Source organism: Rhizobium sp. BK316 (genome assembly GCF_014193695.1).
Taxonomy (GTDB): domain Bacteria; phylum Pseudomonadota; class Alphaproteobacteria; order Rhizobiales; family Rhizobiaceae; genus Rhizobium.
Window position 1 is genome coordinate 285,370 of the sequence record NZ_JACHZR010000005.1, and the last position, 20,125, is coordinate 305,494.

The 20,125-nt window shown below is 60.0% G+C and carries 20 protein-coding genes; 9 read left to right on the forward strand and 11 right to left on the reverse strand.

All coding sequences use genetic code 11. The features are described 5' to 3' along the window. Nucleotides 1-64: 64 nt before the first annotated feature. Together FHT87_RS24555 and FHT87_RS24560 are read right to left on the reverse strand one after the other, a co-directional pair. On the reverse strand, nucleotides 65-784 hold the full coding sequence (locus tag FHT87_RS24555; protein WP_183735345.1) for a tellurite resistance TerB family protein: 720 nt from the start codon (nucleotides 782-784) through the stop codon (nucleotides 65-67). A 131-nt stretch (nucleotides 785-915) separates the two neighbouring features. Further along, nucleotides 916-1,554 carry a 2-dehydro-3-deoxy-phosphogluconate aldolase gene (locus FHT87_RS24560; RefSeq protein ID WP_183805307.1) on the reverse strand — a complete coding sequence of 213 codons (639 nt, stop codon included), beginning with the start codon at nucleotides 1,552-1,554 and terminating at the stop codon, nucleotides 916-918. A 152-nt stretch (nucleotides 1,555-1,706) separates the two neighbouring features. Between FHT87_RS24560 and FHT87_RS24565 the strand changes: the two genes are divergently transcribed. From FHT87_RS24565 to FHT87_RS24580, 4 genes are all read left to right on the forward strand, one after another. Beyond that, nucleotides 1,707-2,195: a CYTH domain-containing protein gene (locus FHT87_RS24565; RefSeq protein ID WP_183735348.1), complete on the forward strand. Its 489-nt coding sequence runs from the start codon at nucleotides 1,707-1,709 to the stop codon at nucleotides 2,193-2,195. Further along, complete coding sequence (locus FHT87_RS24570; protein WP_183805309.1) at nucleotides 2,173-3,081, forward strand: CHAD domain-containing protein; 909 nt, start codon at nucleotides 2,173-2,175, stop codon at nucleotides 3,079-3,081. Before FHT87_RS24565 ends, FHT87_RS24570 begins: the two co-directional genes overlap by 23 nt. Nucleotides 3,082-3,155: 74 nt before the next feature. Continuing rightward, on the forward strand, nucleotides 3,156-3,632 hold the full coding sequence (locus tag FHT87_RS24575; protein WP_183805311.1) for a VOC family protein: 477 nt from the start codon (nucleotides 3,156-3,158) through the stop codon (nucleotides 3,630-3,632). A gap of 72 nt (nucleotides 3,633-3,704) precedes the next feature. Then, the gene (locus tag FHT87_RS24580) at nucleotides 3,705-4,634 is read left to right on the forward strand and encodes a rhodanese-related sulfurtransferase (RefSeq protein WP_183805313.1); all 930 of its coding nucleotides are present in this window, start codon (nucleotides 3,705-3,707) and stop codon (nucleotides 4,632-4,634) included. Nucleotides 4,635-4,643: 9 nt separating this feature from the next. Here FHT87_RS24580 and FHT87_RS24585 read toward each other — a convergent pair whose 3' ends face one another. Next, nucleotides 4,644-6,848: an EAL domain-containing protein gene (locus FHT87_RS24585; RefSeq protein ID WP_183805315.1), complete on the reverse strand. Its 2,205-nt coding sequence runs from the start codon at nucleotides 6,846-6,848 to the stop codon at nucleotides 4,644-4,646. A 181-nt stretch (nucleotides 6,849-7,029) separates the two neighbouring features. On the opposite strand from FHT87_RS24585, the gene FHT87_RS24590 reads away from it, so the two are divergent. Then, a complete protein-coding gene (locus tag FHT87_RS24590; protein ID WP_183805317.1) occupies nucleotides 7,030-7,500 on the forward strand; it encodes a MarR family winged helix-turn-helix transcriptional regulator in 471 nt (156 codons plus the stop codon). Further along, a complete protein-coding gene (locus FHT87_RS24595) occupies nucleotides 7,497-7,961 on the forward strand; it encodes a hypothetical protein (RefSeq protein WP_183805319.1) in 465 nt (154 codons plus the stop codon). The genes FHT87_RS24590 and FHT87_RS24595 overlap by 4 nt, the downstream gene beginning before the upstream one ends. A 40-nt stretch (nucleotides 7,962-8,001) precedes the next feature. Here FHT87_RS24595 and FHT87_RS24600 read toward each other — a convergent pair whose 3' ends face one another. Further along, the gene (locus FHT87_RS24600; protein ID WP_183805321.1) at nucleotides 8,002-9,375 is read right to left on the reverse strand and encodes a GH1 family beta-glucosidase; all 1,374 of its coding nucleotides are present in this window, start codon (nucleotides 9,373-9,375) and stop codon (nucleotides 8,002-8,004) included. 241 nt (nucleotides 9,376-9,616) lie between these two features. On the opposite strand from FHT87_RS24600, the gene FHT87_RS24605 reads away from it, so the two are divergent. Continuing rightward, nucleotides 9,617-10,024, forward strand: a complete 408-nt coding sequence (locus FHT87_RS24605; protein WP_183735360.1) for a DoxX family protein — start codon at nucleotides 9,617-9,619, stop codon at nucleotides 10,022-10,024. 76 nt (nucleotides 10,025-10,100) lie between these two features. Here the strand turns inward: FHT87_RS24605 and FHT87_RS24610 are convergent, their stop codons facing one another. The 5 genes from FHT87_RS24610 to FHT87_RS24630 form a co-directional block, all read right to left on the reverse strand. Then, nucleotides 10,101-11,288 (reverse strand): Gfo/Idh/MocA family oxidoreductase, encoded by a 1,188-nt coding sequence (locus FHT87_RS24610; protein ID WP_183735361.1) that lies wholly within the window; start codon nucleotides 11,286-11,288, stop codon nucleotides 10,101-10,103. Between the two features lie 27 nt (nucleotides 11,289-11,315). After that, nucleotides 11,316-12,371 carry a sugar phosphate isomerase/epimerase gene (locus FHT87_RS24615; RefSeq protein ID WP_183805323.1) on the reverse strand — a complete coding sequence of 352 codons (1,056 nt, stop codon included), beginning with the start codon at nucleotides 12,369-12,371 and terminating at the stop codon, nucleotides 11,316-11,318. Between the two features lie 249 nt (nucleotides 12,372-12,620). Further along, complete coding sequence (locus tag FHT87_RS24620; RefSeq protein WP_183805325.1) at nucleotides 12,621-13,568, reverse strand: substrate-binding domain-containing protein; 948 nt, start codon at nucleotides 13,566-13,568, stop codon at nucleotides 12,621-12,623. Nucleotides 13,569-13,655: 87 nt separating this feature from the next. Next, complete coding sequence (locus FHT87_RS24625; protein ID WP_183805419.1) at nucleotides 13,656-14,660, reverse strand: ABC transporter permease; 1,005 nt, start codon at nucleotides 14,658-14,660, stop codon at nucleotides 13,656-13,658. Nucleotides 14,661-14,735: 75 nt separating this feature from the next. Then, entirely contained in the window at nucleotides 14,736-16,262 is a 1,527-nt protein-coding gene (locus FHT87_RS24630; RefSeq protein WP_183735366.1) for a sugar ABC transporter ATP-binding protein, read from the reverse strand. A gap of 166 nt (nucleotides 16,263-16,428) precedes the next feature. On the opposite strand from FHT87_RS24630, the gene FHT87_RS24635 reads away from it, so the two are divergent. Together FHT87_RS24635 and FHT87_RS24640 are read left to right on the forward strand one after the other, a co-directional pair. Further along, entirely contained in the window at nucleotides 16,429-17,460 is a 1,032-nt protein-coding gene (locus FHT87_RS24635) for a LacI family DNA-binding transcriptional regulator (RefSeq protein ID WP_183735368.1), read from the forward strand. Nucleotides 17,461-17,552: 92 nt separating this feature from the next. Continuing rightward, complete coding sequence (locus tag FHT87_RS24640) at nucleotides 17,553-17,939, forward strand: ester cyclase (protein ID WP_183805327.1); 387 nt, start codon at nucleotides 17,553-17,555, stop codon at nucleotides 17,937-17,939. 22 nt (nucleotides 17,940-17,961) lie between these two features. Here FHT87_RS24640 and FHT87_RS24645 read toward each other — a convergent pair whose 3' ends face one another. Then, nucleotides 17,962-18,582 (reverse strand): class I SAM-dependent methyltransferase, encoded by a 621-nt coding sequence (locus FHT87_RS24645; RefSeq protein WP_183735370.1) that lies wholly within the window; start codon nucleotides 18,580-18,582, stop codon nucleotides 17,962-17,964. Nucleotides 18,583-18,731: 149 nt separating this feature from the next. Then, nucleotides 18,732-20,042 carry a xylose isomerase gene (gene xylA, locus FHT87_RS24650; protein WP_183735371.1) on the reverse strand — a complete coding sequence of 437 codons (1,311 nt, stop codon included), beginning with the start codon at nucleotides 20,040-20,042 and terminating at the stop codon, nucleotides 18,732-18,734. Between the last annotated feature and the right edge of the window lie 83 nt (nucleotides 20,043-20,125).

A 20,125-nucleotide genomic window follows, 5' to 3' on the forward strand; every position in this document is an offset into this window, starting at 1 on the left:
GGGAGTGGAATAGGCCAGCCGCCTCGCAAAGGCAACCGGCCCTGATACTGCTGGAATCGCGATGCTATTGGGACAAAGTGACCTTAGCGGAAGAAACCGTCGCCTCGATATGATCGACAAGCTGATCGGGAAGACCCAGCCTGCCGGCGAGCAGATCGAGATAGCCGCGTTCGGCACGCGAGTCCGGCTCGATCGTCAGGCGCGAGGCGGTGTAGAGTTCGACCTTCTGCTCCTCGGTAACGGCGGCTGCGACAAGCGCATCGATATCCGTCGGCTCCGAAAGCTCGTGCTCGATGAAGGTCGCGGCCTCCCCGCTGACATCGGCCGCCTTGACCTTGTCCATGATGAGGGCGCGCTCCGCATCGTCGATATGGCCGTCGGCCTTGGCGGCGGCGATCATGGCGCGGATGAGGACGAGCACGAATTCATTGCTGGTCGCGGGTGAAGCCGAGCCGAAACCGGATTCTGCAGGCGGCGGCAGGAGCACGGGATTGTTGGCCGTCGGCGCATCTGACGGTGCTGCAGGCGCCTGTCCGGCCTGATAGTTCTTCCAGGCCTGGTAGCCGAGACCGGCAATGGCTGCGAGACCGCCGATGGTGATGGCATTGCCCGCGATGCTGCGGCCGGCCTTGGTGCCCAGAAGGACGGCGGCAAGCGCGCCAGTCTTCAAGGGATTGTCCTTCGCCATCTGGATCGCATCGCCCGCCCGGTCGCGCACACTGCCGCCCACACCCGGCACCTGAGATCCCAGAAGCTGGTCGAGTAGTTTCTTCGCGTCGAACATGTCCTCATCTTCTCCGTGTTTTAGAGGCTGGAGGAGAACATAGGTTTGCGACTGCCGAAATACAAACGAGGGCGGCGCGGCCACCCTCGTTCAAAATCTGTCAGCGTTCAAAACCGGCAAGTCTCGAGAGCTCAACCCTTCAGCGCGAAAGCTTCCGAAGCGAGCTTGGTGATACCTGCCCAGTCGCCTGCCGCGACCAATTCCTTCGGCGCGACCCACGAACCGCCGACACAGATGACGTTCGGCAGAGAAAGATAGTCATTGGCATTCTTCAGCGAGATGCCCCCGGTCGGGCAGAAAAGCGTGCCTGACAGCGGCGAGGACAGCGCCTTCAGATAGGCGGCACCGCCGGCCTGCTCGGCCGGGAAGAACTTCAGAACCTGGTAGCCTTCTTCGCGCAGCGCCATGACCTCGCTTGCGGTCGCTGCACCCGGCAACAGCGGCACCGGAGAATCGGCGGCGGCATCCAGAAGCTCCTGGGTCGTGCCGGGGCTGACGATGAACTTGGAACCTGCCTGCACCGCGGCTTCCCAATGAGCAGCGTTCAGGATCGTGCCGGCGCCGACTTCCGCGCCTTCCACTTCAGCAGCAACGGCGCGCACCGCATCGAGAGCGGCCGGCGTGCGCATGGTGATTTCGATGGCCTTGAGACCACCGGCGACAAGAGCGCGCGCAAGCAACACGGCCGACTTCGCGTCATCGACGATAAGAACCGGAACGACAGGCTGGAGTTTCAGGATGGAAAGGAGTTTCTCTGTCTTCTCGCCCATGGCCACAGTTTCCTTGAAACGATTGAAATCGAGTTTCGAATAACGCCCTCATAAAGGCTTGTCGAGATAAAACCATCCTGCGCGACAAGACGGGTATTAAATCACTATAAATTGGGTTACCGTACCGCAATCGTCACAAAAGGTTCATTCGTATGGCGAAAGAGATCGAACGGAAGTTCCTCGTACGCAGCGATGCATGGCGCTCCGCAGTTCAGTCGAAATCGGTCCTGAAACAAGGCTATATCGCCTCGATGGACGACCGCTCAGTACGCGTCCGCATATCGGATGAAAAGACCGCGCGGTTAACGCTGAAGATCGGCCGGAGCACCCTTACCCGCGACGAATTCGAATATGAGATCCCCGTCTCTGACGCCGAGGAATTGCTCGAAAACGCCATCGGCATCGTCATCGAAAAGACGCGTTACCGCGTGCCCCACGAAGGTTTCGTCTGGGAAGTCGATGTCTTCGCCGGCGCCCATCGCGGCCTCATTATAGCCGAGGTCGAGATGCAGGCCGAGACCGACAATCCCTCCCTGCCGGCTTGGATCGGCCGCGAGGTAACAGGTGACTTCCGCTACTCCAATCAGGCACTTGCCACAGAATTCGAGCACGACAGGCATGGGCTATCGCATACGGCCTGAGGCCGACTTTACGGACGAGTTCCAAAGCGCGGCCGTGGAACAGCTCACGCGTGCCATCACCGTTCTCGAGAAACGGCCGGAAGGCACCCACGAGGCGATCCACTCTTTCCGCAAGAATATGAAGCGGCTGCGTTCGCTCTATCGCCTCGTGTCCCGCCAAGCGCCGGATTTCCAGAAGCGGGAGAATGCCCGACTGAGGGACACTGCAAGGTCGCTCTCGGCCATCCGCAATGCCGCAGCAATCGTCGGCACCGGCCGCTACCTGCAGGAGAATGCTCGAAACGTGGAAGAGGCGGAGGCGCTCGGTCGCATCGTGTCCATTCTGGAAGCGCGTCGCGACTGGATGGCGGAAGCCGAAAGCGACCTCGAGCAGCGGCTGCATGATACCGCCGGCACGCTGCGGGAGGCGATCGCAGCACTCGACGATATCACCTTCGACAAGAGCCACCGCAAGAATGCCCGCATGTTGGCAAAGAGCTGGCGCCGGACGGCATCGCGTGCAAGGGAGGCGCTGGATGCCTGCCACGAGGATGCAGCGGCTGAAGATTTTCACGAATTGCGCAAGCGCACCTATGACTACCGGCTCTATCACGCGCTTCTGGGTGATCTCTGGCCGAGCGCGATGAAGGTCAAGCGCGACTTCGCCAAGGACCTCGTCGAACGCCTCGGGCATATCAACGATCTCTCTGTGCTTTCAGGCCTTGTGGAGGCAGAGCCGCAGCTCTTCACCCGCAACGACGACCTCGCCCATCTGCTGGATGCCATCATCTTCCGCCAGCAGGAGGACCGGCGCGAGGCGCTACGAGGCGCCGAAACACTCTACAGCGATGAGCCGGATGAGGAAGCGCAGCGTCTCGAGCTGCTCTGGGTCTCGATCCGCAATTGACGCATTTGCCCTGTTGACCTCAACATTGGTTGAGGTTCTAGCCTCAGCCGGTCAATGAACCCGCTGAGGAAGATATGTCTGCCGACAACGCCACGACGCCGCAAATCCAGGGCATCTACGAAACCCATCTCACCGTCGCCGATCTGAAGACTTCCATTTCGTTCTACCGCGATATTCTGGGCCTGGAGCTCGCCGCCGAATTTCCCGAGCGCCGCATCGCCTTCTTCTGGGTGAACGGCAAGAAGAACGCCATGCTCGGCCTCTGGGAAACCGGTACCGGCCCTTTGAAGATGCGTCTGCACATGGCCTTCCGCCTGTCGCAGGAGGAAATGATGCGGGCGCCGGCGCTGCTGATCCACAAGGGCCTGAAGCTGCCCGGCTTTCACGGCGAGCCGATCACCGAACCGATCGTCATCGGCTGGATGCCGGCGCTGTCGCTCTACTTCCACGATCCCGACGGGCATTCGATCGAATTCCTGAACGTGCTCGACGAAGAGCCGGATGCTGCGTTTGGCATGCGGTCCTACGCCGAGTGGAAGGCGCGCGGATAAGCCACAATCCCATAGTGCCGTCCTTGCGTAATGTCATTGCGCAGGGGCCGCATATTCTGTATTTCCACGCGCATGACCGACAATGCGACCCAAACAAGCCCCTTCCTCGTGGCAGCGCTCTATCATTTTGTATCCCTGCCGCGCTTCGAGAGCCTGCAGGCGCCGTTGCAGGCGCTCTGCGAGGAGAATGGCGTGAAGGGCACGCTTCTGCTTGCCCATGAGGGTATCAACGGCACGATTGCTGGACCGGACGCCGGCATTCATGCCGTCCTCTCCTTCCTGCGCACCCAGCCGGAATTTGCTGCCTTGGAGCATAAGGAAAGCCGCGCTTCCAAAATGCCGTTCCTGCGCATGAAGGCGAAGCTGAAGAAAGAAATCGTCACGATGGGCGTCGAGAACATCGATCCCAACAAGGTGGTCGGAACCTATGTCGATCCCAGCGACTGGAATGCGCTGATCTCGGATCCCGACACGATCGTCATCGACACCCGCAACGATTACGAGACGGCGATTGGCATCTTCCGCGGCGCGGTCGACCCGAAGACCAAGACTTTCCGCGAGTTTCCGAACTGGGTGCGCAACAATCCCGGCCTGCACAACAAGCCGAAGATCGCCATGTACTGCACCGGCGGCATCCGCTGCGAGAAGGCGACGGCTTTCATGAAGGAACAGGGCTTCGATGAGGTCTATCACCTCAAGGGCGGCATCCTGAAATATCTGGAAGAAGTGCCGCAGGAAGAAAGCCTGTGGGACGGCGCCTGCTTCGTTTTCGACGAGCGCGTTTCCGTCGAGCACGGCCTGAAGGAAGGCGAGCACAAACTTTGCCACGCCTGCCGCAACCCGATCACGGCAGAAGAGGTCACCTCGCCCTACTACGAGGAAGGCGTTTCCTGCAGCAATTGTTACCATACGCGCAGCGAAGAAGACCGCCTGCGCTATCGTCAACGCCAGCACCAGATCGCGCTCGCTAAGAAGCGCGGCCAGAAGCATATCGGCACGTAAGGCGGACTTTTAACGGGCAAGGCGGCGCTGCGGCTGAACCTCACGGCGTTCCTGCAACAGCTCGTTGATCTGGTCGGCAGCCATCGGCTTGCCGAAGAAATAGCCCTGCAGGCTGTCACAACCAAAGAGGCGAAGCGCGATCGCCTGCTCCTCCGTCTCGATGCCTTCGGCGGTGACGGGAATATCCAGCGCGCGAGCAAGTGCGACCGTCGCCTGCAGCATTTCCCGCTGCCGGCCGTTGCCGGTAATGTCAGTCACCAGCGAGCGGTCGATCTTGATGCGGTCGAAGCCGAACTGCCGCAGGTAGCCGATCGAAGAGAAGCCGGAGCCGAAGTCGTCGAGCGCCACCTTGACACCGAGCGACTTCAGTCGCTCGATCGACTGGCGCGTGCGCTGCGGATTCTGGATCATGTAGCCTTCGGTGATCTCCAGCGTGACGCGGCTCGCCTCGATCTCCGTCTGCTTCAGCACATAGCGAACATAATCGGTGAAGGCCGGATTACGGAACTGGCCCGGTGAAACGTTGACCGAGATCTTCAGCTCCGGCCACTGTTTTGCCGTTTCGCAGGCCTTGCGCAGCACGAATAGCCCGAGGGATTCGATGAGGCCGCTGGTCTCTGCGATCGGAATGAAAACCTCAGGCGAAACCGGACCGTGGCCAGGCCGATTCCAGCGTACCAGTGCCTCCACGCCATTCATCTCATGCGTCGCGGCGTCGACGAGCGGCTGATAGGCAAGCGTGAGATCGCCGCTTTCGATCGCCATACGCAGATCGAGCTCCAGCGCATTGCGCTGCGCGCGATCGGTATCCATGGCCGGATCGTAGAGCGTCATGCGGGCGCGGCCGGCTTCTTTTGCCTTGTACATGGCGAGATCGGCGCGGCGCACCAGTTCTTCGCGATCGATCGAGCCGAGCGGCGACATGGCGATGCCGATGCTGGCGCCGACCACGACGATCCGCCGACCGACCTCCAGGGGTTCGGCGAGGAAATCGAGGATCTGCTCCGCAAGCTGCAATGCGGCGGCATTTTCCGCATCCGAAAGGAAAGCGATTGCGAACTCGTCGCCGCCAATGCGCGCGAGCAAGGCATCGTCAGGGATCAGCACGTCCAGTCCTGCCGCAACAGCGCGGATCAGCTGGTCGCCGGTGCCGTGGCCATAGCTGTCGTTGACTTCCTTGAACCCGTCGAGATCGAGATAGAGCAGCAGGACGTTCCGTTTCGTCTGCCGTGCTTCCGCGACGAAACTGTCCACCGCAAGGCTCAAGCCATCGCGGTTGGAAAGACCACTCAGGCGATCGCGAAGCGCTTCTTCACGCGCACTGTTTTCCTCCGCCTTCAGGCGCCGCCCGGCCAGCCAGCCGATGATGAGCAGAACGACGAAGAACAGGCCGACAAGACCAAGCGCCTGGATGACCGTGGGCCGGACCTGCGCATAGCCGATATCGCCGGGCGAACGCGACACCCAGACAAGCTTGGCAAGAACCGCGCGAGCGGGGTCTGCGATCTCGACGGAATAGGCCGAAACAGAATCCGCAGGCACGAGCCGCAACCCGTTCAGCACATAAGTGGTGCCGAGAGCAGATACTTTGGCATCATCGAGATGCCGGGCGAAAATCAGATAGCGATGCTGACCGGCAGGCGCGTCCAGCGCACCGGACTTCTCGCGCACAAGCGCGATGCCGACAGCCGCGATACCCTTTTCGGTCCTGATGAAGCCGGTCGCTTCCGGCTTGTCGTTGGCGTCAGGTGCACGAACCTTATCCAAAAGCAGCCAGAGGGACGGGGTAAAGAAATCGCTGACCGGCTTCTGCATGGGCAGGCCGTCCTGATAGGCGATGACGGTCTTCTTCTCGTCATCGATGACGATAGCCATGTCGAAGAGAGAGCTGTTGACGGACATCTCACCGTAATTGCTGATCGTCCATACCATGCCATCCGGCTTGTAGACATTGGCAGCCGCGTCATCCCAGGCGGCATAATCGTCGAGCGTGGCGGCAAGCTGATCTTCGAAGGTCTTGAGTGCACCGATCGTGGTTTCGCGCGAACGCTCTTCGTCGAGCATGTTGGCATTTTCGGAAACGCGTTCCAGCGCCGTCAGCACCATGACGGTGACAACGGCGACAATGACCGCAAAGGAAAAAAGCACGCCGGTCACCGTGGTATGGCGGCCCAAACCCGATCCGTTGCTTCTAGACCTCAAGACTGGCGGCAATTCATACAACTCCCCGTTCAGGAAATCTTCGCAGGCAACGGTCAAGAAACGCTTAAAATCATGAGAACAATCGAGAATCCGGCTCAGGATTTACTTGAATATCGCACGCCACAGCACATTGACAACTAGTTTCCAATAATGGTAACTAGTTTCCATAACTCGATATGGAGAGCCGAAAACTTTGAAGCGCACGATCGAAGCAGACCTGCTGACGGACATTATGCTGATGGTCTTCCGCATCAATGGACGACTATTGGATGGCGGCGATCGGCTCGGTGCTCCGCTGAACCTCACCAGCGCTCGCTGGCAGGTGCTTGGTGCGATCACGCTGTCTTCCGGAAACGTCGCCGTCCCGGTCATCGCCGAGATGATGGGCATGACGCGGCAGGGCGCCCAGAAACAGGTGAACAAGCTGGAAGAGGACGGTTTCATCGAAAAACGAGCGAACCCGCGCCATCAGCGCTCGCCCTTTTATGGACTGACGCCACAAGGCGCGGAAAGCTATGCACGGATAACCGACTTTCATACCGGCTGGGCCAACAGACTTGCCGATGGGCTGGATGCATCGGATCTCCGCACCGCGCTCAGTCTCCTGAACAGTTTCGACCAACGGCTGGCGCTCGACGCCACGGAAAGCGAGGAGCAGACATGAAGACGATCATTCATGCCGGCGCAGGCACTCTGGCCATGATCCTGATTGCGGGATTTCTGACCGCAACGCTGATCTCCGAACTGCTTCTGAACGAGGCGGCCGTCCTTATGGTCAAAAAAGCGATCCTTGCCGGCGTCTGTCTGCTGATCCCGGCGATGGCAATCACCGGCGGCAGCGGCTTTTCGCTGGCGCGCGGCCGTCATTCGCCGGCTATCGACAGAAAGCGCAAACGGATGAAGATCATTGCCGCCAGCGGGCTACTCATATTGCTGCCCTTGGCAATCCTGCTCTATCTGCGAGCAGCTGCAGGTCTGTTCGATAGCTTTTTCTACACCATGCAGGCGTTGGAAGTGCTGGCCGGATCGACGCAGCTTGCGCTGCTTGCCGGGAACTTCCGTGACGGGCGGAAGATGACGCGAGGCAAACGCCTCGCTGCGGTAAAAACGCTACGCGCGATTTGAAACGGCGGGGCACCCATGCCCCGCTGGAAATCTGTCGATCTCAGACGACCTTGTGGTTGCCCTTCGGGAATTGGCTCGCCAATTCGCGATACCACTTGCCGCTCTTCTTGACCGTACGAACCTGCGTTTCGTAATCGACGTGAACGAGGCCGAAGCGCATGCGATAACCTTCCGCCCATTCGAAATTGTCCATCAGGCTCCAGGCGAAGTAGCCGCGCATCGGATAACCGTCCTTGATCAGATCGGCGACGACATTGAGATGGTCACTGACATAGTCGAGGCGCATCACATCATCGACCTCGCCATTGACGACGCCGGTATTGTCGCAGGCGCCGTTCTCGGTGATGTAGCACTCCGGCAGGTCGTAACGGCGATAGAGGTCCTCGACGAGCAGCTTGAGGCCTGGCGAATAGACCTCCCAGCCGATATCCGTCTTCACGTCGCTTGCCGGAGGTGCTTCCACAGTCCAGGGGAAGTCACCCCCGCGGCTCGCATCGTCGGCGACGCGATCCGGCTTATAGTAGTTGAGACCCCACCAATCGAGCTTCTGATTGATGATCTTGAGATCGCCATCTTCGATGACGGGCATGCGGTCGCCGAGCGCTTCGACGAATTCCTTTGGATATTCGCCCTTGAAGACCGGATCGAAGAAGGCGCCGTTGTGGAACTGATGCGCGCGCTCACCGGCAGCGAGATCGGTAGCACTGTCAGACCCCGGAATGATCGAGGAGGCGTTGAGCACCAGGCCGACCGGCACGCCAGACGCCTCCGAACGGATCGCCTCGACGCCAAGGCCGTGCGCGAGGTTCATGTAGTGCATGGCGTGCAGGGCGGCCTGCATGTTGCGCTCGCCCGGCGCGTGAATGCCATAGAGATGGCTGAGCCAGACGATGCACCACGGCTCGTTGAAGGTCGCTACGCTGTCGAGGCGGTCGCCAAGGCGGCTCATGACAGTCTTTGCATAGCGCTGATAGGCATAAGCGGTCGAACGCGCCGTCCAGCCGCCGTCACCGGCGAGCAGCAGCGGCAGATCCCAGTGGTAGAGCGTCGCGAAAGTCTTGATGCCGCGTGCCTTGCAGCCATCGACGAGACGATCGTAGAAATCGAGGCCGGCTTCGTTCACCGGGCCTGTGCCATCGGGGATGATGCGCGGCCAGGCGATCGAGAAGCGATAGGCATCGACGCCCATATCCTTGATGAGATCGAGGTCCTGCTCCAACCGGTTATAGTGGTCACAGGCGACATCGCCGTTATCGCGATTGTAGACGCGGCCAGGCATGTTGCAGAAGGCGTCCCAGATGGACGGCTTGCGGCCATCGGCCTTGCTGGCGCCCTCGATCTGGAAGGCAGCGGTGGCAACACCGAAAGTGAAATCACCGGGGAAGCGGTCGGCAAGCTTTTTCGGATCGATCATCTCTAAATCCCATCTCTCAGTTGTGGACTGACCGTTTGCGCGGGGTTTAACCAAGCCCGCGCCCAAAGTACAGGCCGGCAGCACGGAAAACTGCAACGTTACAGAAAGAAAGACGACAGAACAGCAAGGCTGTCACAAACCACTCTTCCGGATCTCATAACGCCAATGTCAGCAGTCGTGATTTGCCGTCGCAACCCTGATCCTTACACGGAAAAGGGCATCGCAATATGAAAGGAAACGAATGCTCTCCTCGATCCATCTGCTGCAGCCGCATCTCCTAAGCCTGCTGCGCATCGTCTCGTCCCTCGTGCTTTTCAGCTACGGAACGCAGAAGATCCTGCTTTTCCCGGCTGCGGCAAGCGTGCCGCCCGTCGGCTCGCTGTCCTGGATTGCCGGCCTCATCGAACTCACGCTCGGCTTTCTGGTGCTGATCGGTTTCCAGACCCGCATCGCAGCCTTCGTGCTTTCGGGCCTCATGGCCTTTGCCTATTTCATCGGCCACGCATCGAAGAGCTTCTTCCCCGCGCAGAACGGCGGTGTCGCGGCGATCCTGTTCTGCTTCGTCTTCCTCTACCTGGTCGCCGCTGGCGCCGGCCCCTTCAGCGTCGATAACCTGCTGAAACGCGGCCGCACCACCGTCGCCGCCTGATCACCGAAAAAAGAAAAAAGCCGGGGCGATATCGAACCGCCCCGGCTTTTTTGACACGTGCTTGATAGCGTAGAACTCAGACCTTGACCCAGGCACCGTTGCGCTTCGAAGAGGCGACGCAGGCCTCGACGAAAGCGACACCCTTCACGCCGTCGTCGACGGTCGGGTAGACCACGGCCTTATCGACAGCCTTGCCCTTCTTGTGAGCGTTGATGGCGTGCGCGGCTTCCGTATAGATCGTCGCGAAGGCTTCGAGATAGCCTTCCGGGTGACCCGAGGGAACGCGGGAAACGCGGGCAGCGGCAGCGCCGGAACCGGCACCGTTGCGAGTGATCAGCCGCTTGGATTCGCCGAACGGCGTATACCAGAGATAGTTGGGATCGGCCTGAACCCATTCGAAACCACCCTTGGTGCCGTAAACGCGCACCTTGAGGCCGTTCTCGTGGCCGGGCGCCACCTGACTGCACCAGAGCATGCCCTTGGCTGGCTTTTCCGAACCCTTGGCCTTGAAGCGCAGCATCACATGGGCGTTGTCATCGAGACGGCGGCCCGGCACGAAGCTGTCGAGGTCTGCAGCAAGGCTGTCGAGTTCGAGGCCGGTGATGAACGAGGCCAGGTTATAGGCATGTGTACCGATATCGCCAGTTGAGCCGCCGACGCCGGACTGGGCCGGGTCGGTGCGCCATGCAGCCTGCTTCTGGCCAGACTGCTCGATTGCTTCCGTCAGCCAGTCCTGCGGATACTCGGCCTGGACGATACGGATATCACCGAGTTCGCCATTGGCAATCATCTCGCGCGCCTGACGCACCATCGGGTAGCCGGTATAGTTATGCGTTAGGATGAACAGCGCGCCGCTCTCGTCGGCAACCTTCTTCAGCTTCTTGGCGTCGGCAAGGTTTGAGGTCAGCGGCTTGTCGCAGATGACATGGATGCCGCGGCGCAGGAATTCCTTGGCCGCGTCATAATGCACATGGTTCGGCGTGACGATGGAAACGGCTTCGATGCCGTTCTTCAACTTGGCCTCGCGGATCGCCATTTCCCGATAGCTGGAATAGGTGCGCGACGGATCGAGACCGAGATCGCGACCGGACTGAACAGCCTTTTCTGGTGTCGACGACAGCGCGCCGGCGATCAGATCATACTGATCGTCGATACGTGCGGCGATGCGGTGAACGGCGCCGATGAAGGCCCCTGCCCCGCCGCCAACCATGCCTAGCCGGATGCGCGGCTCGCGGGTCTGTTCGGATGATGCTTCGATTGCCATGATATTCTCCTCGAAATCCCGATCCGCTTACGACAAACCCAGCATGCGCCGGTTGGCAGCCTGATCGGTGCCGCCGGCCGCGAAGTCGTCGAAGGCCTTCTCGGTCACGCGGATGATATGCGCCTTGACGAATTCGGCCCCTTCACGCGCGCCATCTTCCGGATGCTTCAGCGCGCATTCCCATTCGACTACGGCCCAGCCGTCGAAGTTGTTGGCGGTCATCTTGGAGAAGACTGCGCCGAAATCGACCTGGCCGTCGCCCAGCGAACGGAAGCGGCCGGCGCGTTCGACCCAGCCCTGATAACCGCCGTAGACGCCCTGGCGTCCGGTCGGGTTGAACTCCGCATCCTTGACGTGGAACATCTTGATGCGGTCTTTGTAGATGTCGATATTGTCGAGATAGTCGAGGCACTGCAGAATGTAGTGCGACGGATCGTAGAGCATATTGGCGCGCGGATGGTTGCCGACGCGCTCCAGGAACATCTCGTAGGTGATGCCGTCGTGCAGGTCTTCGCCCGGATGGATTTCGTAGCAGACGTCGACGCCGTTTTCGTCGGCATGATCGAGGATCGGCTTCCAGCGACGGGCAAGCTCGTCGAAGGCGGTCTCGACGAGACCGGCAGGACGCTGCGGCCACGGATAGATGAAGGGCCAGGCGAGCGCACCGGAGAAGGTCGCATGCGCCTTCAGGCCGAGGTTCTTGGAAGCGGTCAGCGCATACTTGACCTGCTGCACGGCCCATTCCTGGCGCGCCTTCGGATTGCCGCGCACTTCGGGTGCGGCAAAACCATCGAAGGCTTCGTCATAGGCCGGATGAACGGCAACGAGTTGGCCCTGCAGGTGGGTGGAAAGCTCGGTGACCTCGACGCCGTTTTCACGCGCCTTGCCCGCGAATTCATCGCAGTAATCCTTTGACGTCGCCGCCTTCTTGAGGTCGATGAGCTGGCTTGCCCAGGTCGGAACCTGCACGCCCTTGTAGCCGGTGTCGGCCGCCCATTTGGTGATCGCGTCCCAGGAATTGAAAGGCGCGGTATCGCCCGCGAACTGCCCGAGGAACAGGCCGGGTCCCTTGATCGTCTTCATGTCAGTTTCCTCCCTGAATATCGATCGTAAACGTTTTCGATAAATCTTAGTGCGCCGTCCGGTAAAGAAAAGGCGCCTCCCCGCCAATGCGAAGGATTTAGCGGGGTAGCCGAAAATCAACGCGGTCTGGACCTAATCACGCTCGCCGCGGAACGGCAAGAGGTACGTGCCGCATTTCGGCTGCAACTTGTCTGAAGGCACGAAAAATGCGCCCATCCTCTCGAATGGGCGCATGCGTGAAAGCAGCAATCAGAACGGAGAATCCGGGAAGTAGAAGTTCTTGGCATTCTCCTTGGTGACGAGCGTTGCGTCGAGGATGTAGTTGCCGTGAACCGGAACCTGATCGTAGAGCGCAGCAGCCGTCAGTTCCATGGCCGTGCCGACCATTGCCGGCGGGTAGAGAACGTCGACCGGGATCAGCTTGTCACCATCCATCACCTTCTTGACCATGTCCTTGGAGCCGGCGCCGGCAACGACATACTGGATGTCGGTGCGCTTGGCCTGCTCGATGGCCTGGAGAACGCCAACGGCCATGTCGTCATCCTGGCACCATACGACGTCGATCTTCGGATACTTCGTCAGATAGTCCTGCATGACCTTGAAGGCATCGTCGCGGTTCCAGTTGCCATACTGGCGATCGAGAACCTTGACCTTGGAGCCGGCGATACCCTTGTCGAAACCGTCCTGGCGCTGCTGATCGATCGGGATCGGCAGACCGCGGATGACGACGACCTCAGCTTCCGGAGTCTTTTCGGCAATGTACTTGCCGGCGACCTCGCCGAGCGCCGGGTTGTTGCCGGCAACGTAGAGGTCACGCACGGAATTGTCGTTGTTCGATGGCGCGCGGTCGACGAGCGCAACGAACTTGCCCTTGCCCTTGACTTCCTTGATGGCGTTGACGAGCGGATCTGGATCCGACGGCAGGATGACGAGAGCGTCGATGCCCTGCGTGTCGAGGTCCTGCACGGCATTTGCCTGCGTTGCGGCATCCGGCGAGGTTTTGACGATGACATTGAGGCCCGGGTGTTCGGCCATCAGCTTCTTGGCAACGCGTTCTGCATGGAACACGACACCCGATGTCCAGCCGTGGTCGGCAGCCGGAATGGACACGCCGATCGTGTAATTCTTGTCCTGGGCGTAGGCTGCGCCGGCAAAAGCCACCCCCGCAACAGCCAGACCCAACATGAGCTTGCGCATGCTATTTCCTCCCAAAAATATCAGGGACTTGTCCAATCCGAACCGGGTGCCCTGGATAGCCCGGCCAATCCGAGAAGCAGGCTTGTCTTACGATTTGCGGACCAGCGACCGCTGCACCAGCATGGCGATGATGATGATCGCGCCCTGGATCGCACCGATGAGATATTCGCTGATGAAATTCGAAAGCAGCATGATGTTGCCGACGAGCTCGAGAATGAAGGCGCCGCAGATCGTGCCCCAGACACGGCCCGCACCACCCTTCAATGCCGTGCCGCCGACGACGACGGCCGTAATCGCCTGCAGCTCCCACAAGATGCCTGTTGTTGCCGAGGTCGAACCGAGGCGCGGCACATAGAGCAACACGGCAATCGCCACGCAGAGACCCTGGATGACGAAGGCAATCGTCCGCACGCGGTTGACCGCGATGCCTGAATAGCGGGCAACGTCGCTGTTCGAGCCGACAGCCACGACATGGCGGCCGTAACGCGTGCGGTAGAGAATGAAGGCCGCAACGGCAGTGACGGCAAGGATGACGGCGATCGGCACCGGAATGCCGAGGATATTGCCGAAATAGGCCGGACGATAGAGCGTCTGAATATCTGCCGAGCGCAGCGTGATCGCTCCACCCTGCGACAGCCATGTCGTCAGGCCGCGATAAATGCCCATCGTACCGAGCGTCGCGATAAAGGGTTCGATCTTGCCGACCGTCGTGATGAGGCCGTTTGCGAGACCGCAGAGCGCACCGGCAATCACGGCGAAGACGACAGCTGCCGTCAGCATCAGTGTCGGATCGGCGATGACGCCGGAATTGATGAGCAGGATCATCAAGCTCGCGACGAAAGCCACCATGGAGCCAACGGAAAGATCGAGGTCGCCGGCGGAGATCACGAAGGTTGCGCCGACGGCGATGATCGCAATGAAGGCGCAGCGGGTCGCGACATTTGTAAGGTTGGTGATGCCGATGAAATTCGGATTGACCAGCGCGCCCACGATGAGGAGCAGAGCCAGTGCGGCAAAGGGCGCAACCGCTCGCAGATCGACATCACGCCAGGATCTGCGCCGGATTTCCCTGGTCTCCTCGTTAACACTCATATCCAAAACCAACCTCCCGTCCCATGACTGCTGGGCATCTTGTTTATCGCGCGGTGCGCCCGTGCCCTGCCGGCGTCAGGCGGCCGCCTGACGCTTCAGTCCTGCGGCGTAACGCATGATTTCCTGTTCGGAAATTTCGTCCCCTTCCAGGATGCCGACGATCCGGCCTTCGCGCATGACGGCGACGCGCGTGCAGAGACCGATAATCTCGGGCATTTCCGAGGAAACGACGATGATCGACCGCCCGTCGCGGGCGAGCGCCGAGATGAAATGATAGATCTGCTGCTTGGTACCGACATCGATGCCACGCGTTGGCTCGTCGATGATGATGATCTGCGGTTCGGTCTCCATGACCTTGGCGAGAAGCAGCTTCTGCTGGTTGCCACCCGACATGCGGCCGGCAATGATATTGCCGTCACGCACGCGGATGTCGAAGCGCCGCTTAGCCTTGGCAAGTGCGGCCGCCTCGCTGCTCGGGCTCAGATAACCATGGCTGACATGCCGCTCGAGCGACTGCAGGGTCAGGTTGGCGATCATGCCCGAGCCGAGCAGAAGCCCCTTCGACTTGCGATCCTTGGTCATATAGGCGAGGCCGGCGCGATTAGCCGCACGCGCATCGCCCGAAGACACGCTTTCGCCGTGGATGACGACCTCGCCCGACAGACGCGAGCGCAGGCCGACGATCGCTTCCATCAATTCCGTGCGGCCGGAGCCGATCAAGCCGGAGAAACCGATGACTTCGCCCTTGCGCACGTCGAAGCTCGCATCCTGCACGTAGCCAGTCGAAACCGCGCTGACGCGAAGAACCACTTCCTCGTCCACATTGGGCTCGACCTTAGCGGGATAGAGGCTGGAAAGCTCACGGCCGACCATCAACTGCGCGATGGATTCCCCATCAAGCATGGAGGTCGGCGCCGTCTTGACCCACTGGCCGTCACGCAGCACCGTGACCTTGTCGGTCAGCTCCATGACCTCGTCGAGCTTGTGGGACACGAAGACGAAGCTTGTGCCCTGCTCGCGCAGCTTGCGCACCTGCTTGAAGAGCATATTGGTTTCTTCCCGCGACAACACGGCCGTCGGCTCGTCCATAAAGACAACACGGGCATCACGGCTGATCGCCTTGGCGATCTCGACCATCTGCTTGTCGGCGATCGAGAGCGAGCTGATCATCGCATTCTCGTCGACATGCGAACCGAGCACATCCAGCACCCGGCGAGTCTCCGCGCGCATATATCTGCGATCGAGCACACCGAAATGCGTAACTTCGCGGCCGAGAAACAGGCTCTCGGTCACGGTCAGATGTTCGGCGAGATTGAATTCCTGATGGATGATGACGATCCCGAGCGCTTCGGCCGCGCCGTTCGGCGGCAGCACCACAGGCTTGCCGTCGAGCACGATTTCGCCCGACGTCGGCTGCTCGAAGCCGGAGAGAATCTTGACCAGGGTGGATTTGCCGGCGCCGTTTTCACCCATCAGCGCATGGATTTCACCAGCGCGAAGATCGAAATTGACGCTGAAAAGAACCTGCACGCCGCTGAAAGACTTGCAAATGCGCCTGGCGGACAACACCACCGGTGCAGCTTCTGCGGTATCCACGGTCATGATTTCCTCCTGCGGCTCCCATCCGCTTATGTTGGGCATATGTAAACCTTTACATCGCGCATGTAAAGGTTTACATGGTGGATTTACACAGATCTGTTGTGCGGTGCCTTTGACCTCCCGGCAAGTCTGTGTAGTGTGCGGCGAAGACAGCCCAAGGCGGAGCCCCGTGTCGAATTCCACGCCCGCAACAATCGAAGACGTCGCCCGGATCGCCGAGGTTTCCATCGCGACGGTTTCGCGGGCAATCCACATGCCCGAAAAGGTGGCCAATTCGACGCGACTGAAGGTCAACCAGGCAATCGCCATCACCGGTTATACGACCAATGCCATGGCGCGCAGCCTGCGGCTCGGCCGTTCCAACATGATCCTTGTGGTGGCGCCCGATATCGGCGACCCCAACTTTTCCAACATCCTGATCGGCTTGGAGAATGAGGCTCGCGCCCATGGCTACGGCATCCTCATCGGCCATACGCAGAACGATGCGCAGCGCGGCCTCGAATATCTGAAGTTTTTCAGTTCCAACCAGGCGGCGGGACTCATCCTTTTCACCGGCATCCTGCCCTTCGGCCACCAGACTGTGACGGCGCAACTGCCGCCGAGCGTCGGCGTATTCGAACCCGTCTTCAATGGTGGCATCCCCTATGTCGGCGTTGACGACATCGAGGGCGCCAGGAAAGCCGTCGACCTGCTCCTGGCCGAAGGGCACCGCAAGATCGCCTTTATCGGCGATTCCCGCACCCGGCTGGCCTACAGCCGCCGCCGGCAAGGCTATGACGCCGGTCTCGACGCCGCCGGTGTGCCGAAAGACACGCGTATCGTGTTGGAGGGCGACGGCACGATCGAGAGCGGCCGCCATGCCGTGGAGCAGCTCTTCATGCGCGATACGCTGCCCACCGCCTTCATGTGCGTCAACGACCAGACGGCGATCGGCGTCATGATCGGCCTCAACGCCCGCGGCTACAATATCCCGCAGGACTTTTCCGTCACCGGCTTCGACGACGTGCCGCAAGCCGTCTTCATGAGCCCGTCGCTGACGACCATTCGCCAGCCGCGAACGGCAATCGGCAAACAGGCGATGGCGCTGCTCCTCGAACTCCTCTCCAACAGCCATCCGGCCGAAACGGAAATTTTGCTGCGGCCGGACCTTGTTGTGCGCAACTCTGTCTCAGCACCGCCGCGTAACTGGCAGAAGCGGTAGGCTCGAAGCCACTGTCAATGATCTGCTGTTGCCCGAACTCAATGCTGTCCTAATTTGGCGACGGACTCCTTTGTGAAGACGAGGCAACTGAGATGACGCAAGATCTGCTGACCGACAGGTACCGGGGTTACATTGCCTGCCTGAACGGACAGGATTGGGATAACCTGGGAAACTTCGTCCACGAGCATGTTCGGTATAACGGCGAGCATGTTGGACTGTCCGGCTATCGCGAGATGCTCGAAGGCGATTTTCGCGCCATCCCCGATCTCTTCTTCGACATTCAGCTGCTGATCTGCGAGCCGCCGCGTGTGGCAAGCCGTTTACAGTTCAACTGCACGCCTAAGGGCGAGCTGTTCGGTCTTCCGGTCAACGGCAGGAGAGTGCAGTTTGCCGAAAACGTCTTCTACGAGTTCCTGGACGGAAAGATCGAAAACGTCTGGTCGGTCATAGACAAGGCCGCGATCGAATTACAACTTTGAAACCCTCAGGCTTCCTCTGCGATTATGCAATCCGCCTGAACGTGCTGAATTGAAATCTCTGCACGCTATCCCAAGGTGTCGAATGATCGTGGCGGCGGCTGTCGATCAGCTCGAAACCTGCTCCCAGCAGTTCCAGCAGACTGTCCGAACTATGGCGCGCAACTGGCAGACCGCTGCACTTTTCCGGCCCATCGAGGGCGAAAGTTCCCATAATCAGAGAGCCGCCGATCTTCAGCGCGCGTTTCAGTCGCTCGATGTAGGCCGCTTGTTCAGCCGCATCGGTCAGAAAATGGAAGGCTGCGCGATCGTGCCAGATATCATAGGTCTGCGCCGGCTCCCAAAGAGTGGCGTCGCCGGCAATCCATGTCACCTCGTCAGCCTTGACGCCGAGACGCTTTTGCGCCGTATCGAGCGCAGCCGCCGAGAGATCGAGCACAGTCACATCGACGAACCCTTCGGCAAGAAGGCTGTCAACGAGCCTTGAAGCTCCACCGCCGACATCGACGATAGCGTCAGATCGTTTTGCCTTAACGAAGTGAATCAGCTCGAGAGAAGGCGCCGGGCTTTCCTGAAACCAGCTGACATCAGCCTCGCCTTTGGTCGAATAGACGTTTTCCCAATGCAGTTTGCGATCGTCCGTCATGAAGCGCTCCAAGCGTTTTCTCCATCGCCGCTGATGGCATGCCAGATTTCCATATACCCGACCAGTACAGCCAGCCAACGTTCGCCTTCGCAAATGAAAAAGCCGGGAAGCTCTCGCTCCCCGGCTTTTCAAATAATCGAAACCGCCGATCAAACGTAGCGGTTGACGATATTTTCCAGCAGTTCCTGCTTGCCGGACTTCGGCTGCGGGTTGACGTCCTTGCTCTCGACCCACTGCGTGATCTCTTCCAGCGAATATTCGCCGCGGAAGAGCTTCTGGCCTTCGGCCGAATTCCAGCCGGCATAGCGGTCTGCGAGCGGCTGCGACAGAGCCTTGTCTTCGAGCATCTTGGCAGCAGCCTTCAGGCCGCGGGCGCAGCAATCCATGCCGCCGATATGACCGATCAGCAGGTCTGCCGGATCGAGCGACTGACGGCGCAGCTTCGAATCGAAATTGGTACCACCCGTCTTGAAGCCGCCGCCCGCCAGGACGTAATAATAAGCCAGAGCCATTTCCGGAACGTTGTTCGGGAACTGGTCGGTATCCCAGCCGGACTGGTAGTCGTTGCGGTTCATGTCGATCGAGCCGAAAATGCCGAGCGCATTTGCGAGCGCCAGCTCATGTTCGAAGGAATGGCCGGCGAGGATGGCGTGGCCCTGCTCGATGTTGAGCTTCACTTCGTTTTCGAGGCCGTGCTTCCTAAGGAAGCCATAGACGGTCGCGACGTCGTAGTCGTACTGGTGCTTGGTCGGCTCCTGTGGCTTCGGCTCGATGAGGATCGTGCCCTTGAAGCCGATCTTGTGCTTGTACTCGACAACGAGGTTGAGGAAGCGACCGAGCTGGTCGAGTTCGCGGCCGATATCGGTATTGAGCAGCGTTTCATAACCTTCGCGGCCGCCCCAAAGAACGTAGTTTTCGCCGCCGAGCTTCTGCGTGGCATCGATGCAGGTCTTCACCGTTGCAGCGGCAAATGCAAAGACGTCCGGATCCGGGTTGGTCGCAGCACCCGACATATAGCGGCGGTTGGAGAAAAGGTTCGCCGTGCCCCAGAGCAGCTTGGTGCCGGTGGCCGCCTGCTTCTCGGCGAAGTAGTCGACGATCTCGTTCAGATTCCTCGTGTTTTCGGCAAAATTCTTGCCTTCCGGACGTACGTCGGCGTCATGGAAGCAGTAATAGGGCGCGCCGAGCAGTGAGAAGAATTCGAAAGCGACGTCAGCCTTCAGCTTTGCGGCCTTCATCGTGTCTTCGAACCACGGACGCAGGAAGGTCTGACCGCCGAAGGGGTCGCCGCCCGGCCAGGTGAAGGTGTGCCAGTAGGCGACGGCAAAGCGCAGATGGTCTTCCATGCGCTTGCCGAGAACGATTTCGTCCGGCTGGTAGTGGCGGAAGGCCAGCGGGTTGGTGCTGTCTGGGCCTTCGTACTTCACTTTCTGGATGTCGCCGAAAAATCCGGTGCTCATTGGGGTTCTCCTTGGGTTTGTCGTTCAGTCTTATCGTTAGTGTCGTGCGGCCCCTCATCCGACCCTTCGGGCCACCTTCCCCC